The 19,408-nt window shown below is 37.4% G+C and carries 16 protein-coding genes; 5 read left to right on the top strand and 11 right to left on the bottom strand.

All coding sequences use genetic code 11. From position 1 onward, the window contains the following. Nucleotides 1-109 precede the first annotated feature (109 nt). Entirely contained in the window at nt 110-1,762 is a 1,653-nt protein-coding gene (locus tag FHT21_RS12825) for a M28 family metallopeptidase (RefSeq protein WP_167295041.1), read from the top strand. A gap of 83 nt (nt 1,763-1,845) precedes the next feature. Here FHT21_RS12825 and FHT21_RS12820 read toward each other — a convergent pair whose 3' ends face one another. Then, entirely contained in the window at nt 1,846-2,448 is a 603-nt protein-coding gene (locus tag FHT21_RS12820) for an outer membrane beta-barrel protein (protein WP_167295040.1), read from the bottom strand. Between the two features lie 318 nt (nt 2,449-2,766). Further along, entirely contained in the window at nt 2,767-3,324 is a 558-nt protein-coding gene (locus tag FHT21_RS12815; RefSeq protein WP_167295039.1) for an NAD(P)H-dependent oxidoreductase, read from the bottom strand. Nucleotides 3,325-3,427: 103 nt separating this feature from the next. On the opposite strand from FHT21_RS12815, the gene FHT21_RS12810 reads away from it, so the two are divergent. Beyond that, the gene (locus tag FHT21_RS12810) at nt 3,428-4,630 is read left to right on the top strand and encodes an MFS transporter (RefSeq protein ID WP_167295038.1); all 1,203 of its coding nucleotides are present in this window, start codon (nt 3,428-3,430) and stop codon (nt 4,628-4,630) included. 279 nt (nt 4,631-4,909) lie between these two features. Here the strand turns inward: FHT21_RS12810 and FHT21_RS12805 are convergent, their stop codons facing one another. From FHT21_RS12805 to FHT21_RS12770, 8 genes are all read right to left on the bottom strand, one after another. Then, nucleotides 4,910-5,554: an outer membrane beta-barrel protein gene (locus FHT21_RS12805; RefSeq protein WP_167295037.1), complete on the bottom strand. Its 645-nt coding sequence runs from the start codon at nt 5,552-5,554 to the stop codon at nt 4,910-4,912. Nucleotides 5,555-5,716: 162 nt separating this feature from the next. Next, nucleotides 5,717-6,346 (bottom strand): hypothetical protein, encoded by a 630-nt coding sequence (locus FHT21_RS12800; protein WP_167295036.1) that lies wholly within the window; start codon nt 6,344-6,346, stop codon nt 5,717-5,719. Between the two features lie 11 nt (nt 6,347-6,357). Next, a complete protein-coding gene (locus tag FHT21_RS12795; protein ID WP_167295035.1) occupies nt 6,358-7,011 on the bottom strand; it encodes an outer membrane beta-barrel protein in 654 nt (217 codons plus the stop codon). Nucleotides 7,012-7,159: 148 nt separating this feature from the next. Beyond that, the gene (clpB, locus tag FHT21_RS12790; protein ID WP_167295034.1) at nt 7,160-9,760 is read right to left on the bottom strand and encodes an ATP-dependent chaperone ClpB; all 2,601 of its coding nucleotides are present in this window, start codon (nt 9,758-9,760) and stop codon (nt 7,160-7,162) included. 665 nt (nt 9,761-10,425) lie between these two features. Then, entirely contained in the window at nt 10,426-13,101 is a 2,676-nt protein-coding gene (locus FHT21_RS12785) for an alpha-L-rhamnosidase (RefSeq protein WP_167295033.1), read from the bottom strand. A gap of 142 nt (nt 13,102-13,243) precedes the next feature. Next, nucleotides 13,244-13,642: an SRPBCC family protein gene (locus tag FHT21_RS12780; RefSeq protein WP_167295032.1), complete on the bottom strand. Its 399-nt coding sequence runs from the start codon at nt 13,640-13,642 to the stop codon at nt 13,244-13,246. A gap of 37 nt (nt 13,643-13,679) precedes the next feature. Then, on the bottom strand, nt 13,680-14,345 hold the full coding sequence (gene pyrE / locus FHT21_RS12775) for an orotate phosphoribosyltransferase (protein WP_167295031.1): 666 nt from the start codon (nt 14,343-14,345) through the stop codon (nt 13,680-13,682). A gap of 378 nt (nt 14,346-14,723) precedes the next feature. Next, a complete protein-coding gene (locus tag FHT21_RS12770; RefSeq protein WP_167295030.1) occupies nt 14,724-15,476 on the bottom strand; it encodes a DeoR/GlpR family DNA-binding transcription regulator in 753 nt (250 codons plus the stop codon). Between the two features lie 56 nt (nt 15,477-15,532). Between FHT21_RS12770 and nudK the strand changes: the two genes are divergently transcribed. Both nudK and FHT21_RS12760 read left to right on the top strand, forming a co-directional pair. Further along, the gene (gene nudK / locus FHT21_RS12765) at nt 15,533-16,111 is read left to right on the top strand and encodes a GDP-mannose pyrophosphatase NudK (RefSeq protein WP_167295029.1); all 579 of its coding nucleotides are present in this window, start codon (nt 15,533-15,535) and stop codon (nt 16,109-16,111) included. Nucleotides 16,112-16,209: 98 nt separating this feature from the next. Then, the gene (locus FHT21_RS12760; RefSeq protein ID WP_167295028.1) at nt 16,210-17,253 is read left to right on the top strand and encodes an NAD(P)-dependent alcohol dehydrogenase; all 1,044 of its coding nucleotides are present in this window, start codon (nt 16,210-16,212) and stop codon (nt 17,251-17,253) included. A 74-nt stretch (nt 17,254-17,327) separates the two neighbouring features. Here the strand turns inward: FHT21_RS12760 and FHT21_RS12755 are convergent, their stop codons facing one another. Beyond that, nucleotides 17,328-18,203 carry a hypothetical protein gene (locus FHT21_RS12755; protein ID WP_167295027.1) on the bottom strand — a complete coding sequence of 292 codons (876 nt, stop codon included), beginning with the start codon at nt 18,201-18,203 and terminating at the stop codon, nt 17,328-17,330. Between the two features lie 494 nt (nt 18,204-18,697). On the opposite strand from FHT21_RS12755, the gene FHT21_RS12750 reads away from it, so the two are divergent. Then, entirely contained in the window at nt 18,698-19,309 is a 612-nt protein-coding gene (locus tag FHT21_RS12750) for an NUDIX domain-containing protein (protein WP_167295026.1), read from the top strand. The last annotated feature ends 99 nt before the right edge of the window (nt 19,310-19,408 follow it).

Below are 19,408 nucleotides of genomic sequence, written 5' to 3'. Positions count from 1 at the left end.
GTGTGATCAGCGGTAGACCCTCAAATTTGGGATGATAAACACAGAAACTCCTAATTTCTTCGTATTTTTCAGCAAATGCAATTTTTTATTAAAATTCAATTCTTTATAAATGAAAAAAATCCTTCTACTTTCCAGTTGTGCGCTCCTTTTTTTTAGTTCCTGCAAGCAAGGCACAAAAAGCACTGATATTAGTGTCGATTCTTTAGCCGTAAAAGCCATTAATGATTCGAGTTTAACCCAATATTTATCTGTAATTGCAGCTGATAGTTTAGAAGGGCGAAAACCGTTTACCAATGGAGAAACGAAAACTATTAATTATTTAAAAACGCAGTTCGAAAAACTGGGCCTGCAACCTGGTAATGGAGATAGTTTCTTTCAGGAGGTACCCATGGTAGAGATTAAATCTGTGCCGGAAGATAAAATGGTGCTCAAAGGAAAAACAGCATCGTTAACCTTAAATTATTTAACCGATTTTGTGGCCGGTACCCGCCGTGTGCAAGATGAGGTAAGTATGAGTAACTCACCGCTGGTTTTTGCTGGCTATGGCATTGTTGCGCCCGAGTATGGCTGGAACGATTATGCAAACCTAGATGTAAAGGGAAAAACAGTGGTGGTGTTGATTAATGATCCAGGCTTTGCCGATTCGACCTTGTTTAAAGGTAAAAATATGACTTACTATGGCCGATGGACCTATAAGTTTGAAGAAGCGGCAAGACAAGGAGCTACTGGGATTATTATTGTTCATGATACAGAGCCAGCAGCTTATCCCTGGACAGTTGTGCGTAGTGGCTGGTCGAAATCTAAACTTACGCTGCAAAGCGAAGACAATGGAATGAGCAGGGCTGTAGTAGAGGGATGGATTACTTTAGATAAGGCGAAACAGCTATTTGCACTGGATGGTAAATCATTTGATCAATTGGCTTTAAGTGCCCGTAAAAAAGGTTTTAAAGCTGTTGATTTAAATATTACTACCTCACTAAAGGTTAAAAATACGATCAAAAAATCGGTTACTTATAATGTTCTGGCTAAAATACCAGGCGATAAGCGTAAAGATGAAGCTATTATTTATTCGGCACACTGGGATCATTTAGGTGTAGGAGAGAAAATACAAGGCGACTCTATTTATAATGGTGCGGTTGATAATGCAACAGGTTTAGCCGCTTTATTCGAAATTGCTTCGGCCTTTAAAAAGTTGCCTAAAGTACCTGGGCGTACCATTTTGTTTATTTCTTATACAGCAGAAGAGCAAGGCCTTTTAGGGTCTGAGTATTACGCCAAACATCCTGTTTTTTCATTAGCCAAAACTGTTGCCAATATCAATATGGATATGATGGGCATTGCAGGTAAAACGAAAGATATTGTCGTGTATGGCTTCGGTCAGTCAGAACTGGAAGATTATGCTGCTGCTGCGGCTAAAAAGCAGGGGCGGGTAATCGTTCCGGATCCTGTTCCATCATCGGGATTGTATTACCGTTCAGATCATTTTAATTTGGCCAAAGTTGGTGTGCCTTCATTGTTTACAGGTTCAGGGGTAGATAACATTAAAAACGGTAGGGAATGGGGATTAAAGCAGGTGGCCGATTTTACCAAATTCCGCTACCATTCGCCACAGGATAATTTTGATGCCAAAAAATGGGATTTATCAGGTATTATAGAGGATGTTCGGATGCTTTTTGATATGGGGTATCGCATCAGTAATGAAGATTCTTATCCTAAATGGAAAGACGGATCTGAATTTAAGGCCATTCGCGAAAAGAAATAAAACAAAAAGCGTCCCGATGGTAAACCGGGACGCTCTTCGAAAAAAAAAGTCATTTTATTAAGTTTCCCTTAAGGGAGAATTAATTAAAAGTAGAACTGTACACCTAACCTTGGTGCGAAAGTATCAGCGTTTAAGCCAAAAGTATTGGTTTTAACTTTAGCACCAGTTCCTTCTGCTTTTAAAGTGTAGTTTTCATAACTTAAACCTTTAACTGAAAGTTCGATACCGATTCTTTTTGTTGGGAAGAAAGCAAATCCTGGAGCAAGTTCTACACCGATTTTGGTTGTACTACCCAATTTAACTGCGTTATCGCCGTTAGCATCAGTTGCTTTTAATTCACCAAATGCCAATGGCACTGATAATTGTCCGAAGAATTTAAATTGATCAGATAAACCAACATAGTAACGACCGAAAGGAGCAACTTTAAAAGTACCTTCTTGAGTTTTGTTGCTTACTTTTTTATCGTATTCGTAACCAACACCTGTACCGATAGCAAAATTATTGCTGATAAAATAACCAACACTTGGTAATACGCTAAAGCTGAAATCTGCTTTTGGAGCGCCGTCTACTTTTGTAGAGTTTACACCTACATTACCGCCTAACATAAAATTTCCTTTTTCAGTTTGTGCTTGTGCACCATAAACTAAACCTGCTACTGCTACTAAAGATAATAATAGTTTTTTCATCTTTTTTATTATTTATTTGTTATTAAAATATAGTCAATTTTACTTTTTTAATTTCTGACTATATTTGAATAAAAGTCAACACTTGTGCCAAAAAACTTTGTCTGCGTCATCAAAAAATCAGTTTTTGGGCAACTGCCTAATTGATAAATAGATATAAAATTAGTGTTAAGTCAATATTATTTTCGTGTGACTAAAAATCAATCGATTGATTAATTTTTTAGACATGACAGATTGACAATCTGACTTTTTTTGTATAAATGTCAGATTTTTTTGTGTCTAAAATGGCAGATTTTGCAGAAGAGTTGTTGCGGTTTTGAGTTAAACCTTACAAGCAGAAATTAAATTTTCTATTTTCCTTTTAATAATATCGATGCTTCTCTCGTCTGTCAGTTTTCCTTCAGCATCGAATTTGTTTTGAGCCTGAGCAATTAAAACTTCTGGTTGTAATACCGGATTCATATTTAAAAAGGTAAAAACAGGCAAAAACGCGGTTTGCATTCTAACTGTTCCCCACATTCCCTGTGTTGCGCCCATTAAGGCAACTGGTTTATGCATTAAGGGCGAATCCTTTCCACGACTCGCCCAGTCGATGGCATTTTTTAACCCACCGGGAATAGAATAATTATATTCAGGAGAAACAATAATAAAAGCATCTGCAGTGGCTAAAGCATCTCTAAATTTTACCACACTTGCTGGTCTTTCTTCTGTTTCTGGTAAATCAAGGTCTGCGTTATAAATAGGAACGTCTTCAAAAGTCACCGTTTCGAAGTGGATGTTTTGGGGAATTAAACTACCTACAACTTTAAGCAACATCGCATTATAAGAGCCTTTTCTTAGACTTCCGCATAAACCAACAATTTTTCCATTCTTTTCCATAGTTATAAAACCAAAACTTTATCAAAATGTTTGGTTTTTGCAAGGACATATCGTATAGTTTAAAAATTTATAATCGCTATTTTTGACGGTATAAGATACCGTCATGACTGAGAATACGACTACCACATCAATTATTGAAAAAACTGTTTTCCCGATACTTTTCGCCTTAAGTTTTTCGCATTTACTTAATGATACCATACAATCGTTAATTCCTGCAATTTACCCCGTTATTAAAACCAGTTATCATTTAAGTTTTTCGCAGATTGGTTTAATTACGCTTACTTTTCAATTGGCTGCTTCCTTATTACAGCCATTTGTAGGTTTGTATACCGATAAAAAACCTCAGCCATATTCGCTGGCGATAGGCATGGGATTTACGCTGATTGGTTTGATTTCGCTATCACAAGCGGGCCATTTTTATACCATGCTAATTTCTGTTGCTTTTATCGGAATTGGTTCCTCTATATTTCATCCCGAAGCCTCAAGGATGGCGCACGCTGCATCAGGAGGAAAGAGGGGATTGGCACAATCTGTTTTTCAGTTGGGTGGTAATGCAGGTAGTTCTTTAGGTCCACTATTGGCGGCCTGGATTATTGTTCCCTACGGGCAGTTCAGCGTGATCTGGTTTTCTGTAATTGCACTCCTTGCCATTATGATTTTAACCTATGTAGGTAACTGGTATAAAGGATTTATGCTTTCGAGAAGTAAAAAGATCAATATTCAGACTGTTGTGAACCAGTTTTCGAGAACTAAGGTGATTTTTTCGGTTTGTATTTTACTCTTGCTGATTTTCTCGAAATATTTCTATATGGCGAGTTTGACTAACTATTTCACCTTTTATCTGATCGGTAAATTTCATGTTTCGGTACAAACCTCACAGATCTATTTATTTGTATTCTTATTTTCTGTAGCTGCCGGAACGTTATTGGGCGGACCAATAGGCGATAAAATAGGCCGAAAATATGTAATATGGGTATCTATATTGGGTACTGCACCGTTTGCATTATTGCTTCCACACGCCAGTTTATTTTGGGTTGGTGTACTGATCGTTCCCATCGGGATGATTTTAGCATCGGCTTTCTCTGCAATTCTGGTTTATGCACAAGAATTGATTCCTGGAAAAGTAGGCTTGGTTGCCGGTCTGTTTTTTGGCTTTGCCTTTGGCATGGGCGGTATTGGTTCGGCATTACTAGGGAAACTAGCTGATTCTACCAGTATTGAATATGTATTTAATGTTTGTGCGTTTCTACCCTTAATCGGTTTATTAACTGGTTTCTTGCCTAATATTGAGGCAAAGAAGAAATAAAAAGAGACTGTCTTTTAACCGAGATTTTAGCTAATCGAAATACCGCGAAAAATCGTCATTCCCAACTTGATTGGGAATCTTAACACAATATGCTGCGTGCATTAAGATTCCCGCCTGCGCGGGAATGACGACCTTCTATTGGAGTATGTAAATGATAGCCTGTCGAAGGACTAGCCAAAATATATGTTTTTAGCGTTTCGACAGGCTCTCCGTAGGAGTCCTTGGGACAGTGTGGCAGATTAGATTCGAAATTAATTTTGTAGAACAGTCTCTATTAGCTTAAAAATGAAAGTTAAATCCAAGAAATGGGTTAAAAGTGTTAAACCCAAAATCAAATGCTTCTGTTTCGTACCAAATATTTGAAGGCTCTTTACCGTCGTAATCAATTTTATTGTACGATAATAAAGGGAAGCCAAGCTCTATGCCCAGTTTTTTAGTCGGAAAAAATGCTAGGCCAGGCTGTATAGATGCATGGTACTGTGTGAATTTTGAACTAGGTGGATAATTATAAGTATAGGTACTGGTTTCATTAGTTTTTACAATACCAATCGTTCCACTAAACTGTCCAAAGGCTTTAAGTTTGTCAACAATATCTATATAACATCTCACTACAGGACCCACTGAGAAACTTTTTTGTTTACTTGTTCTTGTAGAGGTTGTGTTGAAATTAGAATCAAAATTACTATTGAAATTTTTACTATAACTAAAACCTGCAGTTAATCCAATTGCTAAGTTTTTAGAAAAGAAATGTGCGTAACTTGGGTTAATGGTGTAATAATTCCTTTTCTCGTAATTTGGCGACTCTGTTTTTGATGAAGAAATATTAAAACTTCCTCCGATTAGGTTATCTCCTTTTTCTGTTTGGGCATGAGCTGCCATGACGATAGCGCATACCGCTACCAACGTTAATAACTGTTTTTTCATTTTCATTTGTGTTTTTTGTGTATTCAATGATAGCATAAAAAAACAATATAAAACTATGTGTTTAGTTATTTTTGTGTTAAGTTTTTGATTGACAGTGATAAAAAAAGACACCGATCTGATTTATTAGATCGGTGTTCTATATAAGAATGAACGGATTGTATTTTACTTCGAATTTGCATTCAGGATAAAGTAATACAGTTCGATAGGTGAGGAAATAAAATCGCAATCGGTTTTGCCTGTAATTGATTTAATCTTGCCATTTTCTTCGGGAAAAATGCTTCTATAGTATTCTATCTGTGTGCCGCCGATAGATTTAATTTTTCCATTTTCCTCGGGAAAAATGCTTCTATAGTATTCAATTGTCGTATTGCCGATAGATTTTAATTTGCCGTTTTCCTCTGGAAAGATGCTCCGATAATACTCGAACTTAATATTGCCGATCGATTTAACTTTACCATTTTCTTCAGGGAAAATGCTTCTGTAATATTCGAATGTTTTATCGCCAATAGATTTAATTTTTCCATTTTCTTCAGGAAAAATACTTCTATAGTATTCAAATTTCTTATCACCTATAGATTTGATCTTTCCGTTCTCCTCTGGGAAAATGCTCCGGTAATATTCTATTTTTTCATCGCCGATATATTCGGGTTTCTCGTTTTCTTCGGGGAAAATACTTCTATAATATCTTATTTCGTTGATCTCTGCAGTTTGTGCCTTCACATTAAATGCGTTGGTTAATAGAAGGGTTAAGCCTAAAATTTTTAGGCTTAACCAGCTGAATATGTTTCTCATCTTATTGGATATTAAAAATGATAGTTGAAAGTAAATGTCGGTGTGAAATTTTGCAGGGCGAGCCTTAGGTTATTGGTTTTGTCGTAGTTGTAAAGCGATTCTTCTGCATAGTAATTTTGATGGAAGAAAGATACAACGGGCAATGAAAATTCCAATGCTGCATGTTTTGATATGAAATAGCTGAAGCCAGGACTTACACTTGCACCCCATCCCTTTATTTTAGCATCAGTTCTGATCAGGTAACCTTCATCATCGATCCTGTTAAAGGTGTTGATTTGAAGGAGTAGATTAGCTTGCATAAAAAACTTGAAGCGCTCTTTAACAGCAATATATTTGCGTACGAAAGGAGAAAAACCAAAGCTAAATTCCTTTACCCCAAGCTGTTCTTCGTAATACCCGTATTCTTCATTCCATGCGATATAATTTTCACCCCTGAGCTTCGAAAGATTTAAGGGAATTTCTAAACCAATGGCAAAATTATTGGCTAAAAAATAACCTCCTCTTGGCGTTAGGGTAAATGTGTTTAAGCTAGGTGATGAGCTGTTTTGCTTAGAAGTTCCAAAACTCAGACTTCCGCCAATAAATCCGGATCCCTTTTCAGTTTGGGCATAGCTGCGCCAACTGACGGCGCATAGCAGCGCCATGATGATTAATTTAGGTTTCATTTTATTTGTGTTTTTGTGTGTAATCAATAATAATCATTATTGAAACAAAAAACAAGAAAACGAACTATCATGTTAGTTACTTTGATGGGTGAATTATAAACAAAAAAATCCCATAGAAATTAATCTATGGGATTTGATTATTATGTTTTTAATCAGCTTTTTGGTTCAGGAACACAAAATTATGATCGAACATATCTAACTTAATTTTGCTGTCTTTATCTATCTTACCCGCCAATATCTCTTTCGACAACTCATTTAAGATTCTTTTTTGGATCACTCTTTTTAATGGTCTAGCACCAAACTGCGGATCGTAACCCAATTGTGCCAACCAATCTAAAGCTTCATCACTGGCTTCCATTTCTATACCCATTTCAGCCAATGTTTGCTGTACATGTTTAAACTGTAAGCTTACAATATTTCTGATTTCGCTGCGGTTTAACGGAGTAAACATAATCAGCTCATCAATCCTGTTCAAAAATTCTGGGCGAATGGTCTGTTTTAATACCTCGAACAATTCGTTTTTGGTTTTCGCAATTACTTCCTCACGGTTTTCATCGCTTAAGTTTTTGAAATTATCTTGAATTAAATGCGCACCAATGTTTGAGGTCATGATGATGATGGTATTTTTAAAATTCACCGTTCTACCTTTATTGTCGGTTAAACGTCCATCATCTAATACCTGTAACAGGATGTTAAATACATCTGGATGTGCTTTTTCAATCTCATCAAGCAATACTACCGAATAAGGTTTACGCCTAACGGCCTCGGTTAACTGTCCGCCTTCATCGTAACCCACATATCCTGGAGGCGCTCCAATTAAACGCGATACAGCATGACGCTCCTGGTATTCACTCATATCGATGCGGGTTAAGGCATTTTCATCGTTGAATAAAAATTCCGCAAGGGCTTTTGCAAGCTCCGTTTTACCTACACCAGTAGTACCTAAAAAGATGAAAGATCCAATTGGTTTGCGCTTATCCTGTAAGCCTGCACGCGATCGGCGGATGGCATCAGAAATGGCTTCAATTGCTTCGTCCTGACCAGCTACACGCTGGTGTAATTCTTCTTCTAAATGAAGCAGTTTTTCACGCTCACTGGCTATCAGTTTCGTAACCGGAATACCTGTCCAACGGCCTACCACACCTGCAATATCATCAGCAGTAACCTCTTCCTTAAGCATACGGCTATTGCTTTGCTGGCTTTCTAAATCGGCTTTAAGTTTTTCAACCTTATCTTGTGCTTCCTTAATTTTTCCGTAACGGATTTCGGCAACTTTACCGTAATCGCCTGCACGTTCAGCTTGTTCTGCTTCTAATTTGTAGTGCTCAATTTGCTCCAGTTCGTTATTTACGGCATCTACCAAGTCTTTCTCACCTTGCCATTTCGCTTTAAATTCATCACGCTCTGCTGATAGGTTAGCAATTTCTTCTGAAAGTTCTTTAACCTTCCTATCGTCTTTTTCACGTTTAATGGCTTCACGTTCAATTTCTAAACGCATAATTTCTCGGTCTAAAGCATCCACATTTTCGGGCACACTGTCCATTTCCATGCGCAATTTAGATGCAGCTTCATCCATTAAATCGATGGCTTTATCTGGCAAGAAACGGTCTGAAATATATCGCTGACTCATTTCTACGGCCGCGATAATTGCTTCATCTTTAATCCTTACTTTATGGTGTGTTTCATAACGTTCTTTTAAGCCACGGAGGATAGAAATCGCATCCTGGGTATCAGGTTCTTCAACCATCACCTTTTGGAAACGACGTTCTAACGCTTTATCTTTTTCTAAATATTTTTGATATTCATCTAAAGTTGTTGCACCAATGGCACGCAGTTCTCCACGGGCAAGGGCAGGTTTTAAAATATTCGCTGCGTCCATAGCACCTTCACCGCCACCAGCACCTACCAAAGTGTGGATCTCATCGATAAACAGGATAATATCACCATCGCTTTGGGTAACTTCTTTAACTACGGCTTTTAAACGCTCTTCAAATTCGCCTTTGTATTTTGCACCTGCAATTAAAGCACCCATATCTAGTGAATAAACCACTTTGCTTTTTAAGTTTTCAGGTACATCACCTTTAATAATCCTAAAAGCAATTCCTTCGGCAATGGCGGTTTTACCCACACCAGGTTCGCCAATTAAAATAGGGTTGTTTTTGGTTCTGCGCGATAAAATCTGTATTACCCGACGGATTTCCTCATCGCGCCCAATTACTGGATCTAGTTTTCCGCTTTCTGCATATTCGTTTAAATTCCTTGCATATTTGCTCAGGGCCTGATAGGTGGCCTCGGCATTTTGATCGGTTACACGGGTATCACCACGCAGCTCAATAATGGCTTTTTTAAGATCTTTTTCGTTAACACCCTGTTCTTTTAATAATTTAGAAGTACTATCGTTAACGGCTAAGATACCCAATAATAGATGCTCTACAGATACAAATTCATCTTTAAACTCTTTTAAAAACGTCTGTGCTTTTTGTAAAACGCTATTTGCGTTAGATGACAGATAGACATTGCTTCCACTCACTTTCGGGAACTTGGCAATTTCTGCATCTAAATTTTGATTTAATGAATTTAGATTGACGTTTAATTTCTTTAAAACATAAGAAACCACGTTTTCATCAACAGTAAGCAAACCTTTAAGCAGGTGTGCCGTTTCAATAGCCTGTTGCTGATTGCCTTGGGCTATTTCAGAAGCCTGTTGAACTGCTTCCTGGGCTTTTATAGTAAAATTGTTGAAGTTCATATCCCTTTTAAGTCAAAACAAATGCCACATCCATTTTGATTTTACAATCGGAAATTTTGTCGGTAATATTTTTATTTTAATGACTAAATTACTGATTTATAGTGTTTTGTGCTGAAATTTTGTCGTATGTAGATTTTAAACTTGTGAGGTTTGTATGATAAATTGCCAACCATTAACTGCCAACTGATTTGGGCGTTCCCCAAGCTGCGCAAGGGTGCAGGCTTTTCAGGGCTCCGCTTCGTTGCGGTACCGAAGAAGGATCGGTACTGAACCCTTACAATCCCTAACGCGGTATTTATCGCTGAAAGATATCTTAAGGTCTGCATAATGTGTGGCCAAAAACCACTGAATTTGTTATATAAACCTGATAGAACGGAAAGCCCGGAGCGAAGAATGAGTGAGGACTTGGAGGGATAGCAGGACTAATGTAACCAAAATGCGCTGAACCCCGCTTTTCTAATAATATTGACCACCTAAGTCGCCTGAGTGCACTTAAGTGAGATGGTTAATTTAATATTGTACGCTTAAGACCTGCGAGGTGTATTAAAGGCCTTAGTCTTTCCCGCGTAGACGGGAATCCTAAAGCTTATGGCATTAAGATTCCCAATCGGGTTGGGAATGACGATTCTTCGCAGCCTATCAATTCCGATAAAAAGGAACATCTTTTACTTACTGGCTTTATGTTCAATTATATACTTACCAGCTTCTAAATCTATCTTCCCAATGTTGTTTATTTTACCATTTATATAAATATTCATACCTCGTATAAGTGGTAAATTAATGGTCGCCGTAGAATTCGCTGGAATGGTAATGTCGTATCTGATTCCATTATTAATTCTTTTCCAAGCACTTACAATTTTGCCATACGGACCAATGTGACTGGCTTCAAAAGAATTTAGGCCTTCCATAACATGAGGATCCAATATCACATGTTTAAAGCCAGGCTGTTTTTCATCTGGCTTAATACCACCTGGCGATTTGTACAACCAGGCACCAATTTCTCCGAACATAATATGGTTCATAGAAATATCCGATTTTGCATCTATAGGCCAGTTCTCGTATAAAGTGGTGGCGCTATTTTCCATCCACCAGCCCCAGCTTGGATAGGTTTTTTGAGCGGCAACTTTATAAGCAATATCACTATAGCCGTTTTCGCTCAATGCATTTAAAATGGCTTTTGTGCCCAATAATCCCACATCCAAGTGGAAACCATCGGCTTCTACACGTTTGGCCAGGTTTTCAGCAACAAGGGCAATCGATTCTTCAGGAACAATTTTCCAGTACAACGGAACGCTCATTTCAGTTTGGATACCAGTATTGTAGATTCCTTTTTCTTTGTTCAGGTATTTTGCATTAAAGGCACCCTTAATTTTTTTTGCCAGGGCGATGTACTTTTCATAATCATCATTTTTACCTAGAATTTTTGCTGCCTTTGCCAAAATAACCACATCAGCATAATAATAACAGGTAGAGGTAAGTTCGACAGGAGATTTTGATTTCACCGGAATCCAATCGCCCAAACCCCAGGTGATTAAACCAGTTGGATAGGTTTCATCGATGTGGTTTACGTATTTTCTGATATTTTCATAACAATCGGCAAGTAGTTTTTTGTCGCCATAAAACAGGTAAACATTCCATGGAATAATGGCGATTGTACTGGTCCAGTCTGGTCCGTTACCCCATTCGTAACCCCAGCCATCGGTAGGGATAATGGAAGGTAAAACACCATTTGGCTGTTGTTCATCACGGTGATCGGCTAGCCATTTTTCGTAAATGGTAATGCCGTCAAATCCATAAAGACCAGTTTCTATCGCAATCTGAGCATCGCCCGTCCAGCCATTTTTTTCCCTCTGCGGACAATCTGTAGGGTAGCCAAAAAGATTCGACAGGTAAGAATTATTGGTGGCGTAATAGATTTTATTAATAATCGATTCTGAAGATTTAACATCACCAACAACTGGAACATCACTATGCATAAAGTAACCCACCAGATTTTCTTTTTTCAATTCGATGGGAATAGAACTGCTTACTTCTACATATTGAAAACCCTTGTAATTGAAATGAGGCATAAAACTTTGTTCACCTTTTCCGTTTAAAATCAGGATATCCGTCTGAAATGGATCAGTATTATCAGTTGGACGGTAATGGGCATCAATATTCGATATATCCACGTGTCCATTGGCATATAAACGCTCTCCATGTTTCAGTTTTATCACCGTTCCTGCCGGGCCACTTAACGTGATTTTGCTTACCCCCGAAATATTTCTGCCCAGATCGAACAGGTATGTGGTATCGTTAAATTTCCTTAAACTTTTGCTAGCTATTTGTTCAACATTGCGGATAGGGTGCATGGCCTGCGCAACAATATTTTTAGAGGGTGCTGAACGGTAAATCACATTTTTCCAATCTGTATCGTCGAAGTTTGGCATGTTCCAACCTGCTTTTTCCAGGCGGGAATCGTAGTGTTCGGCGGTATAAATACTATTAAAAATAATCGGACTTAAAGCTGTTTTCCATTCTTTACCCGATTTAATGATTTCGGTTGTGCCATCTTCGTAAGTGATACGTATATCAAGACAAAAAGCTGGTCTGTTACGCCATGGTGCGCGGTCGAAGTACCAAACTGCAGTTGATTGATGATTATACCATCCATTGCCCAGTAAAATACCAATGGCATTTTTGCCCTGGCTGATGGCCGGAGTTACATCGTAGGTAACGTATAATGTTCTTCTATCAAAACGGGTGTACATTGGGTCCATTCGATGATTGCCGATTTTTTTGCCGTTGATAGAGAGTTCGTACAAGCCAGCTGCGGCGATGTAGGCTCTAGCCGACCTGATTTTTTTATTTGTAGTAAAGGTCTTTCTGAAATAGGGCGCAGGTTTAAGTTGGATATTCTCGGTATCCGAAATCCAGGCGCCCTGCCAGTTTTCCATTTTCATCATGCCCGTTTCAAAGCTGGCGATAGATGTATTGTTCGATTTCTTTTGCTTTCCATCTGTAATATCAACCCTCCAAAAGTATTTAGTAAAAGGTTTTAGTGGTTGACCAGAATAAATAACCAGATGATTATCTGATTTAACCCAACCCGTATTCCAAAGTTTTGCATTGGCTTTAACAAGCGAGGCCGAATCGGTATCTAAAAGAATGCGGTAGGCTGTTTGTTTGGCACCTTGGCTGGCATCGTTCATTTGCCAGGTAAAACGCGGGTTAGGATTGTCTAAGCCGATGGGGTTAACCAAATATTCGGTTTTTAAAGCGGTAAGGGATTGAGCAAATGTTTTGGAAATAGGAGCAAGGGCAAAAAATAGAGTCGTTACCTGAAGAAATCTGAGATTCATAGTTTAAAGTTATTCCGAAAACTAAGGTATTAAAATAATCTACTGTTATAAGAATACAATAGAATTTTTACGCATAAAAAAAGACGAGGATGAGCTCGTCTTTTTTATCTGTGCAGTCAATTAAATCTATGCAATCACTTTTTTAACCTAAGATCTCTTTCAGTTTTTCCGTTTGGTGATCAGCCAGTTTTTGTAGTGGACCAGATGCCAACATTTTCATCATCATGTTCAAATCTGCTGAGATGATGTGTTTGGCTGTAGTTGTTCCATTTCCGTTATCTGTAACCGTCCATTTTAATGCTACATCAAAAGGTGCTTTTTCGCTCGGAATTGCTGTTATTTCTTGGTTTTCGATACGGCTAGAAATCTTAATAGCCAATTTTGCCATATTCTGGATGGTAAACCGTGCATCATCTTCAGTAGATTCCCAGTTGTAGATATTTTCTGGCATCAGTTGCTGATGATTGTTCATATTGGATAGAAATGCATAAACCTCTGTAACCGGTTTATTTACCTCTACTGTGCTTTCAATAACAGTCATTATATATTTTTTATTGGTTTTTGTTTTTATTCAAAACTTAAGACTCCGAACTCAAAACCTGTCCTTGTCCCCATTCTGAAGGGTTTAAACGCCATTTGCTCAATAATTCCATATCACTTTTGGCAATAATGCTGTGCTCGGCAGCATAATCGATTAAAGCGCCATAGTTTGATAAGGTTAAGTAACGACATTTTGCAGCTGCGAAATTTTCGTCTGCTTTTTCGAAACCATAAGTGAAAATTGCTGCTAAACCAGCTACCGATAAGCCTGCAGCTCTTAGTGCTTCAACAGCCTGTAAACTGCTTTTTCCGGTTGAAATTAAATCTTCGATCACTACCACACGCTGACCTTCTACCACTTCACCTTCAATTAAACTTCCAGTGCCATGTTCTTTGGCCTTCGCTCTTACATAAATAAAAGGTAAGCCAAGCTCTTGAGCTACTAAAACGCCCTGTGGGATACCTGCGGTTGCAACACCTGCAATAACATCTACCGAACCAAACTCTTCTTGTATGGCCTGTGCCAGTTTCTGGCGGATGTAAGTTCTAACTTGAGGGTGGGAAAGGGTAATTCTATTGTCGCAATAAATTGGCGATTTCCAGCCTGATGCCCAAGTGAAGGGATTGTTTGGCTGTAATTTAATTGCTTTTATCTGTAATAAAAATTCCGCTACCTTTAATTCAATATCACTTTTATTATACATGGCTCAAAATTACAGATTTATTTGTGTTTGTCATAACGTTTATTAAACCCCTTTGTTTTACATTGGGGAAGAAAATGTAGGAATCGGGATTTGATTTCGACATTCCAGTACTACAAATATCGGAAATTTTGATGGATGCTAAAAGCTGTTTCTTGCGACTTCCTGTAAATCAGTGTAATAAAGAATGGTAGGGGCTAAAAGCAACGCTCATTATATTATAATTATCATGTTGTTAACTTTCTGTAACGTTCATTAAAAACCGGCTGTCTTAACCAAACTCGGGTGTAATTGTTTTAGATCCGATTATTTCAGTACTCTCCACCCGCTAACCAGACTCATATTTAGCTTTTTGAATGCCCAATCTATTATTCCTCAGTTTTATACCTTTACTGAAAGTACTGATATCCCTTTGGACTGGAATTCTATTATTTCGGACCCATTATAGTCGCTAATTAAAATATCTACGAGCGATAAATCATTAAATTTTAAATATGATGTTTTTCCTATTTTGCTGGCATCGCAAAGCATATAAACGCAATCGCTTTGCGATGCCATAGCTAAAGTATTGGAAGCCTCGTGCTCACTGCCTGCATATAATCCCTCGGCAGTGATCCCATCTACACCTAAAAAGGCTTTCGAAGCGCGATATCTGGTAATATGTTCGTATGCCATCGTTCCATGAACAGCTTGTCTGGTTGTATCAACCTCACCTCCAATAAGGTTAATGGTTACGGCACTGTGCTGTAGTTCATTTACTACCGGTAGAGAATTGGTAATCACCTTTATTTTTTTGTTTTTGATAAACTGGCATAACCTAAAAGCTGTGCTCCCGCAATCGATAAATATAACATCGCCATCAATAATGTCTTCGGCAGCCCTTTTGCAGATCGCATCTTTTGCTTTTAAATTTACTACAGCTTTATTGGCAAATGATACTGGTTTTATTAATTCACTTATTTTCATTGCACCTCCATGGGTACGGTAAAGCAGTCCGTTAGCTGCCATAATGGTCAGGTCTCTTCTTGCGGTAACTTCAGAAACATTAATCTCAGCTGCTAATTGCCTAATATCAACCTCGCCAAGCTCCTCTAAAAGTTCGAGAATTTTATGCGCCCTTTTTTGAAATGTCATATATAATGATTTAATTCGATCAAAAATAATCATAATCAATCAAAAATAATCATTTTATGAAAAATATTAATATCCTAAATACCCAAATTCTATCAGATAATTGGTATACACTTAAAAAAGTAACTTTCGAAATGATGGGGATTGATGGCACTAAATCTATTTTAGAACGAGAAGCTTATGATAGAGGTAATGGCGCTACAATCTTATTGTATAATAAACAATTTAAAACGGTTGTACTTACACGGCAGTTCAGGATACCAACATTTATTAATGGAAATGATACAGGTTACCTGATTGAGTGCTGTGCCGGACTATTGGATGAGGATAATGCGGAAGATTGTATCAGAAGAGAAACTGAAGAAGAAACTGGATTTAGGATCGATCAGGTAGAAAAAGTGTTCGAGGCCTATATGTCGCCCGGCTCAGTTACAGAGCTATTATACTTTTTTGTTGCAGCATATTCATACGACATGAAACTGCATGATGGAGGTGGACTAGAAGAAGAAAATGAAGATATAGAGGTTTTGGAATTACCATTTGAAAAGGCACTTGAAATGATAAAATCTGGTGAAATAAAGGATGGTAAAACCATTATGCTGCTGCAGTATGCCCAATTAAAGGGATTGATGTTGTAGTTGATTGTTTGAATTTTGCAATGATTTATTTGATTTGCGTAATTATTCTTAACAAACTGCTGTTTACATTTGTTGTGGTCTAATTAATTTAAATTTTTATGATAGCAACAAAAGGATATGCGGCACAAAATGCCGAAACTGATCTTGCACCCTGGAATTTTGAGCGCCGGGAAGTAGGTCCCCATGATGTGCAGTTCGAAATACTTTTCTGTGGGGTTTGCCACTCAGATCTGCACCAGATAAAAAATGATTGGTTTCCAGGAATATTCCCAATGGTTCCTGGTCACGAAATTGTGGGCAGGGTAGTAAAGGTTGGAGATCACGTTAAGAAATTTAAGGTGGGCGATCTTGCTGGTACAGGTTGTATGGTAGATTCTTGCCAGGTTTGCGAAAACTGTAAACAAGATTTAGAGCAATATTGTTTAGAAGGAAATACACAAACATACAATAGTTTTGAAAGAGATGGTAAAACACCAACTTATGGTGGTTATTCGGATACGATTGTAGTAAGGGAAGAATTTGTACTTCATGTATCAGATAAATTAAATCTTGCTGCCGTAGCACCACTTTTATGTGCAGGTATTACCACCTATTCGCCGTTAAAATACTGGAAAGTAGGAAAAGGCCATAAACTGGCTGTACTTGGCTTAGGTGGTTTAGGCCATATGGCGGTGAAATTTGGTGTAGCTTTTGGCGCTGAGGTAACGGTATTAAGTACTTCACCAAAAAAAGAAGCGGATGCTAAAAAATTAGGAGCACACCATTTTGTGGTAACTACCGATCCTGCACAGGTTAAAGCAGCTAAAGGTACTTTCGATTTTATTTTGGATACTGTATCTGCTGAGCATGATTTTAATATGTACCTTTCTTTATTAAGGACAAATGGTACACATATTTGTGTGGGTGTTCCACCAAAACCAGCAGAAATTGCTGCTTTCAGTTTATTGGGTGGCAGAAAAAGTTTAGCCGGATCAGGTATTGGCGGTATTGCCGAAACTCAGGAAATGTTGGATTTTTGTGCAGAAAACAACATTGTATCTGATATCGAGCTTATCGATATAAAAGATATTCACAATGCCTACGATAGGATGCAAAAAGGTGATGTGCGTTACCGGTTTGTGATTGATATGGCTACATTGTAGTTCAGTCCAGAGTAAAATTATGGGGATTTAGAGATCGCAATATTTCTAAATCCCTTTTTTGTTTAAGGATAGGCTTAATAATTTAAAGCATCTCCATTTTTCTTTAAAAATTCGGACAGCGTGATGTGGTGTTCGGATTCTACTTTGGCTAGCTGTCTTTCGTTTTCGGTTAATAGGTTACCCAATGTATTCAGCGAATCTTTAAGATAAGATATCGATAATATCCGTGAAATCCTGTTTCTGATTTTATCGGCAAAGAATAATTCGACCAATATCAGGCTGATCAGAAAAATATAATGGTTAAAGATAATGTTGTTTGTATTCTTGGCGAAGGTAGGCAGGCCTATCATGCCAAAAAATAAATCTATAATTAAAGGAATACCGATAATCGCAAGGAGTGAAAAACCGCTAACTTTTAAAGTAATTTCTTTTTCAGCATTCTTGATCTGTTGGTTAAAGGCAGAAAACTTGCTTTTAAAAGGAATTTCCCTGTTATTCTGTTGCTGTTCTAATTTTTGAAGCTCTTTACCATGTTCGATATCGATTTTCCGTACCTGCTCTACAATATGGGTTTCGGCATTGTTCAGTTTTTCCTGATCTTCTACAATAGATTCCTGTTCGGCAATAATTTTGTCCATTACCAACAGGTCTTCAGGGATGCCGTGGCGAAGTTTCTGTTCTGCAGCTACAATGCGGTTATCCAGTTGTTTAAACTGTCTTTTAAGCTCAATAATTTCTTTGTTAAAATGCTCTTTTTTTGAAGCATAGCTATTTTCGAGGCTAGTAAGTGCCGAAACATATTCGAAATCTGCCAAAAGCTGTTCGTTACTGGCAAAACGCTGATAAAGCCCATTTAATTTGATGAAGAGCTCGCCTGTTGATTTTTCCGGTTTAGAAAGATCATTTCGGTATGCTTCCAGATCTTTTTCTGATAATGAAGGTATGGGCATAGTAGATTAAAAAGCTAAAATTATGAAAAATATTTATCCTTGACGGAATTATAAACGCTGTTTTCCGTTCAAATGTTCCATTATTACTATTAAACCATTTTTTTTACAATCTAGTGTATCTGGGTTTTGAAGGAGGAATATTTTTTATTTAAATATAATCTGTTAGTCTTCAGTTGTTTATATGCGGTGTTTTAATATTGCCAAAATATTTTTTGATTTTTTTTATCAGTTTAATAAATTATTCTATATTTGTATCAAGCAAGGGGTGAGAGCCTTGCATCAATCTTTGATTGAGAGCGTTAATTTAGATAAGGTTACAACATTAATTGTTGTAACCTTTTTTTATATCCTATAAATAACCCAACAATTTTTCTACTTTTAGAGCATTGCAAAATATATAGGTTTCGCAGAAAGAACTCTTTAAATGTAATCGGGAAAGGAGCAGGTTGCTAAAAAAAAAGCACTAATCTCTATTTAATGTGTGTTAAAAATATATGCCAAGAAATTATAGAATTTATATCAACGATAACACTTTGTTTATATCAGACTTTTTGCCAGAGCAAAAAGAAAAAATTCAACAACTAGAATTTCAGGATTTCAATCTACAAACGTTCTACAAAAAACTAAAAAATGGCTCTAAAAAGAGTTATATTTTCTTGACAAAAAATCCTCAGGAAACCTTTAAAAAATTAAAGAAAGATTGTACCATTATTAAGGCCGCTGGTGGCCTGGTAGAGAGTGCAAATGGTAATTTTTTGTTTATTTTTAGGAACAAAAAGTGGGATCTGCCCAAAGGAAAATTAGAAGAAGGTGAAAAAATGAAGGAAGCTGCTGTTCGTGAGGTAGAGGAAGAGTGCGGAATCAGGGTTTTTAAGCGCGAAGAAAAACTTTGTAAAACCTATCATGTTTACCCAATTGGGACTAAAATGGTAATCAAGAAAACCAACTGGTACAAAATGAAGGTTAAAGGCGAACCAAAATTGATTCCTCAAAAAGAAGAAGGCATTGATGAAGCAGTTTGGCTTGATAAAAACCACATTTCGCCAGTAGTTAAAAATACTTTTCCGTCAATTATGGATGTGCTGAGGGCTGGCGGGATTTTGTAAGAACTCCCAAAGCGTTAGACGGTAACATCCAACTACACATTTTGTGGTGTCAGATATTGCTATCTTATGCATGTAAATTCATCTAAAAATCAATGGATT

Source organism: Pedobacter sp. SG908, assembly GCF_011759615.1.
In the GTDB taxonomy this organism is placed as follows: domain Bacteria; phylum Bacteroidota; class Bacteroidia; order Sphingobacteriales; family Sphingobacteriaceae; genus Pedobacter; species Pedobacter riviphilus.
The sequence above is the reverse complement of the archived record's forward strand: the minus strand, read 5'-3'. Positions and strand labels throughout refer to the sequence as shown.

What these genes read in the sequence shown, in the direction of transcription:
- FHT21_RS12825 (WP_167295041.1), top strand. Translation starts at nt 110, where the DNA reads ATGAAAAAAATCCTTCTACTTTCCAGTTGTGCGCTCCTTTTTTTTAGT.
- FHT21_RS12820 (WP_167295040.1), bottom strand. Translation starts at nt 2,448, where the DNA reads ATGAAAAAACTATTATTATCTTTAGTAGCAGTAGCAGGTTTAGTTTAT.
- FHT21_RS12815 (WP_167295039.1), bottom strand. Translation starts at nt 3,324, where the DNA reads ATGGAAAAGAATGGAAAAATTGTTGGTTTATGCGGAAGTCTAAGAAAA.
- FHT21_RS12810 (WP_167295038.1), top strand. Translation starts at nt 3,428, where the DNA reads ATGACTGAGAATACGACTACCACATCAATTATTGAAAAAACTGTTTTC.
- FHT21_RS12805 (WP_167295037.1), bottom strand. Translation starts at nt 5,554, where the DNA reads ATGAAAAAACAGTTATTAACGTTGGTAGCGGTATGCGCTATCGTCATG.
- FHT21_RS12800 (WP_167295036.1), bottom strand. Translation starts at nt 6,346, where the DNA reads ATGAGAAACATATTCAGCTGGTTAAGCCTAAAAATTTTAGGCTTAACC.
- FHT21_RS12795 (WP_167295035.1), bottom strand. Translation starts at nt 7,011, where the DNA reads ATGAAACCTAAATTAATCATCATGGCGCTGCTATGCGCCGTCAGTTGG.
- clpB (WP_167295034.1), bottom strand. Translation starts at nt 9,760, where the DNA reads ATGAACTTCAACAATTTTACTATAAAAGCCCAGGAAGCAGTTCAACAG.
- FHT21_RS12785 (WP_167295033.1), bottom strand. Translation starts at nt 13,101, where the DNA reads ATGAATCTCAGATTTCTTCAGGTAACGACTCTATTTTTTGCCCTTGCT.
- FHT21_RS12780 (WP_167295032.1), bottom strand. Translation starts at nt 13,642, where the DNA reads ATGACTGTTATTGAAAGCACAGTAGAGGTAAATAAACCGGTTACAGAG.
- pyrE (WP_167295031.1), bottom strand. Translation starts at nt 14,345, where the DNA reads ATGTATAATAAAAGTGATATTGAATTAAAGGTAGCGGAATTTTTATTA.
- FHT21_RS12770 (WP_167295030.1), bottom strand. Translation starts at nt 15,476, where the DNA reads ATGACATTTCAAAAAAGGGCGCATAAAATTCTCGAACTTTTAGAGGAG.
- nudK (WP_167295029.1), top strand. Translation starts at nt 15,533, where the DNA reads ATGAAAAATATTAATATCCTAAATACCCAAATTCTATCAGATAATTGG.
- FHT21_RS12760 (WP_167295028.1), top strand. Translation starts at nt 16,210, where the DNA reads ATGATAGCAACAAAAGGATATGCGGCACAAAATGCCGAAACTGATCTT.
- FHT21_RS12755 (WP_167295027.1), bottom strand. Translation starts at nt 18,203, where the DNA reads ATGCCCATACCTTCATTATCAGAAAAAGATCTGGAAGCATACCGAAAT.
- FHT21_RS12750 (WP_167295026.1), top strand. Translation starts at nt 18,698, where the DNA reads ATGCCAAGAAATTATAGAATTTATATCAACGATAACACTTTGTTTATA.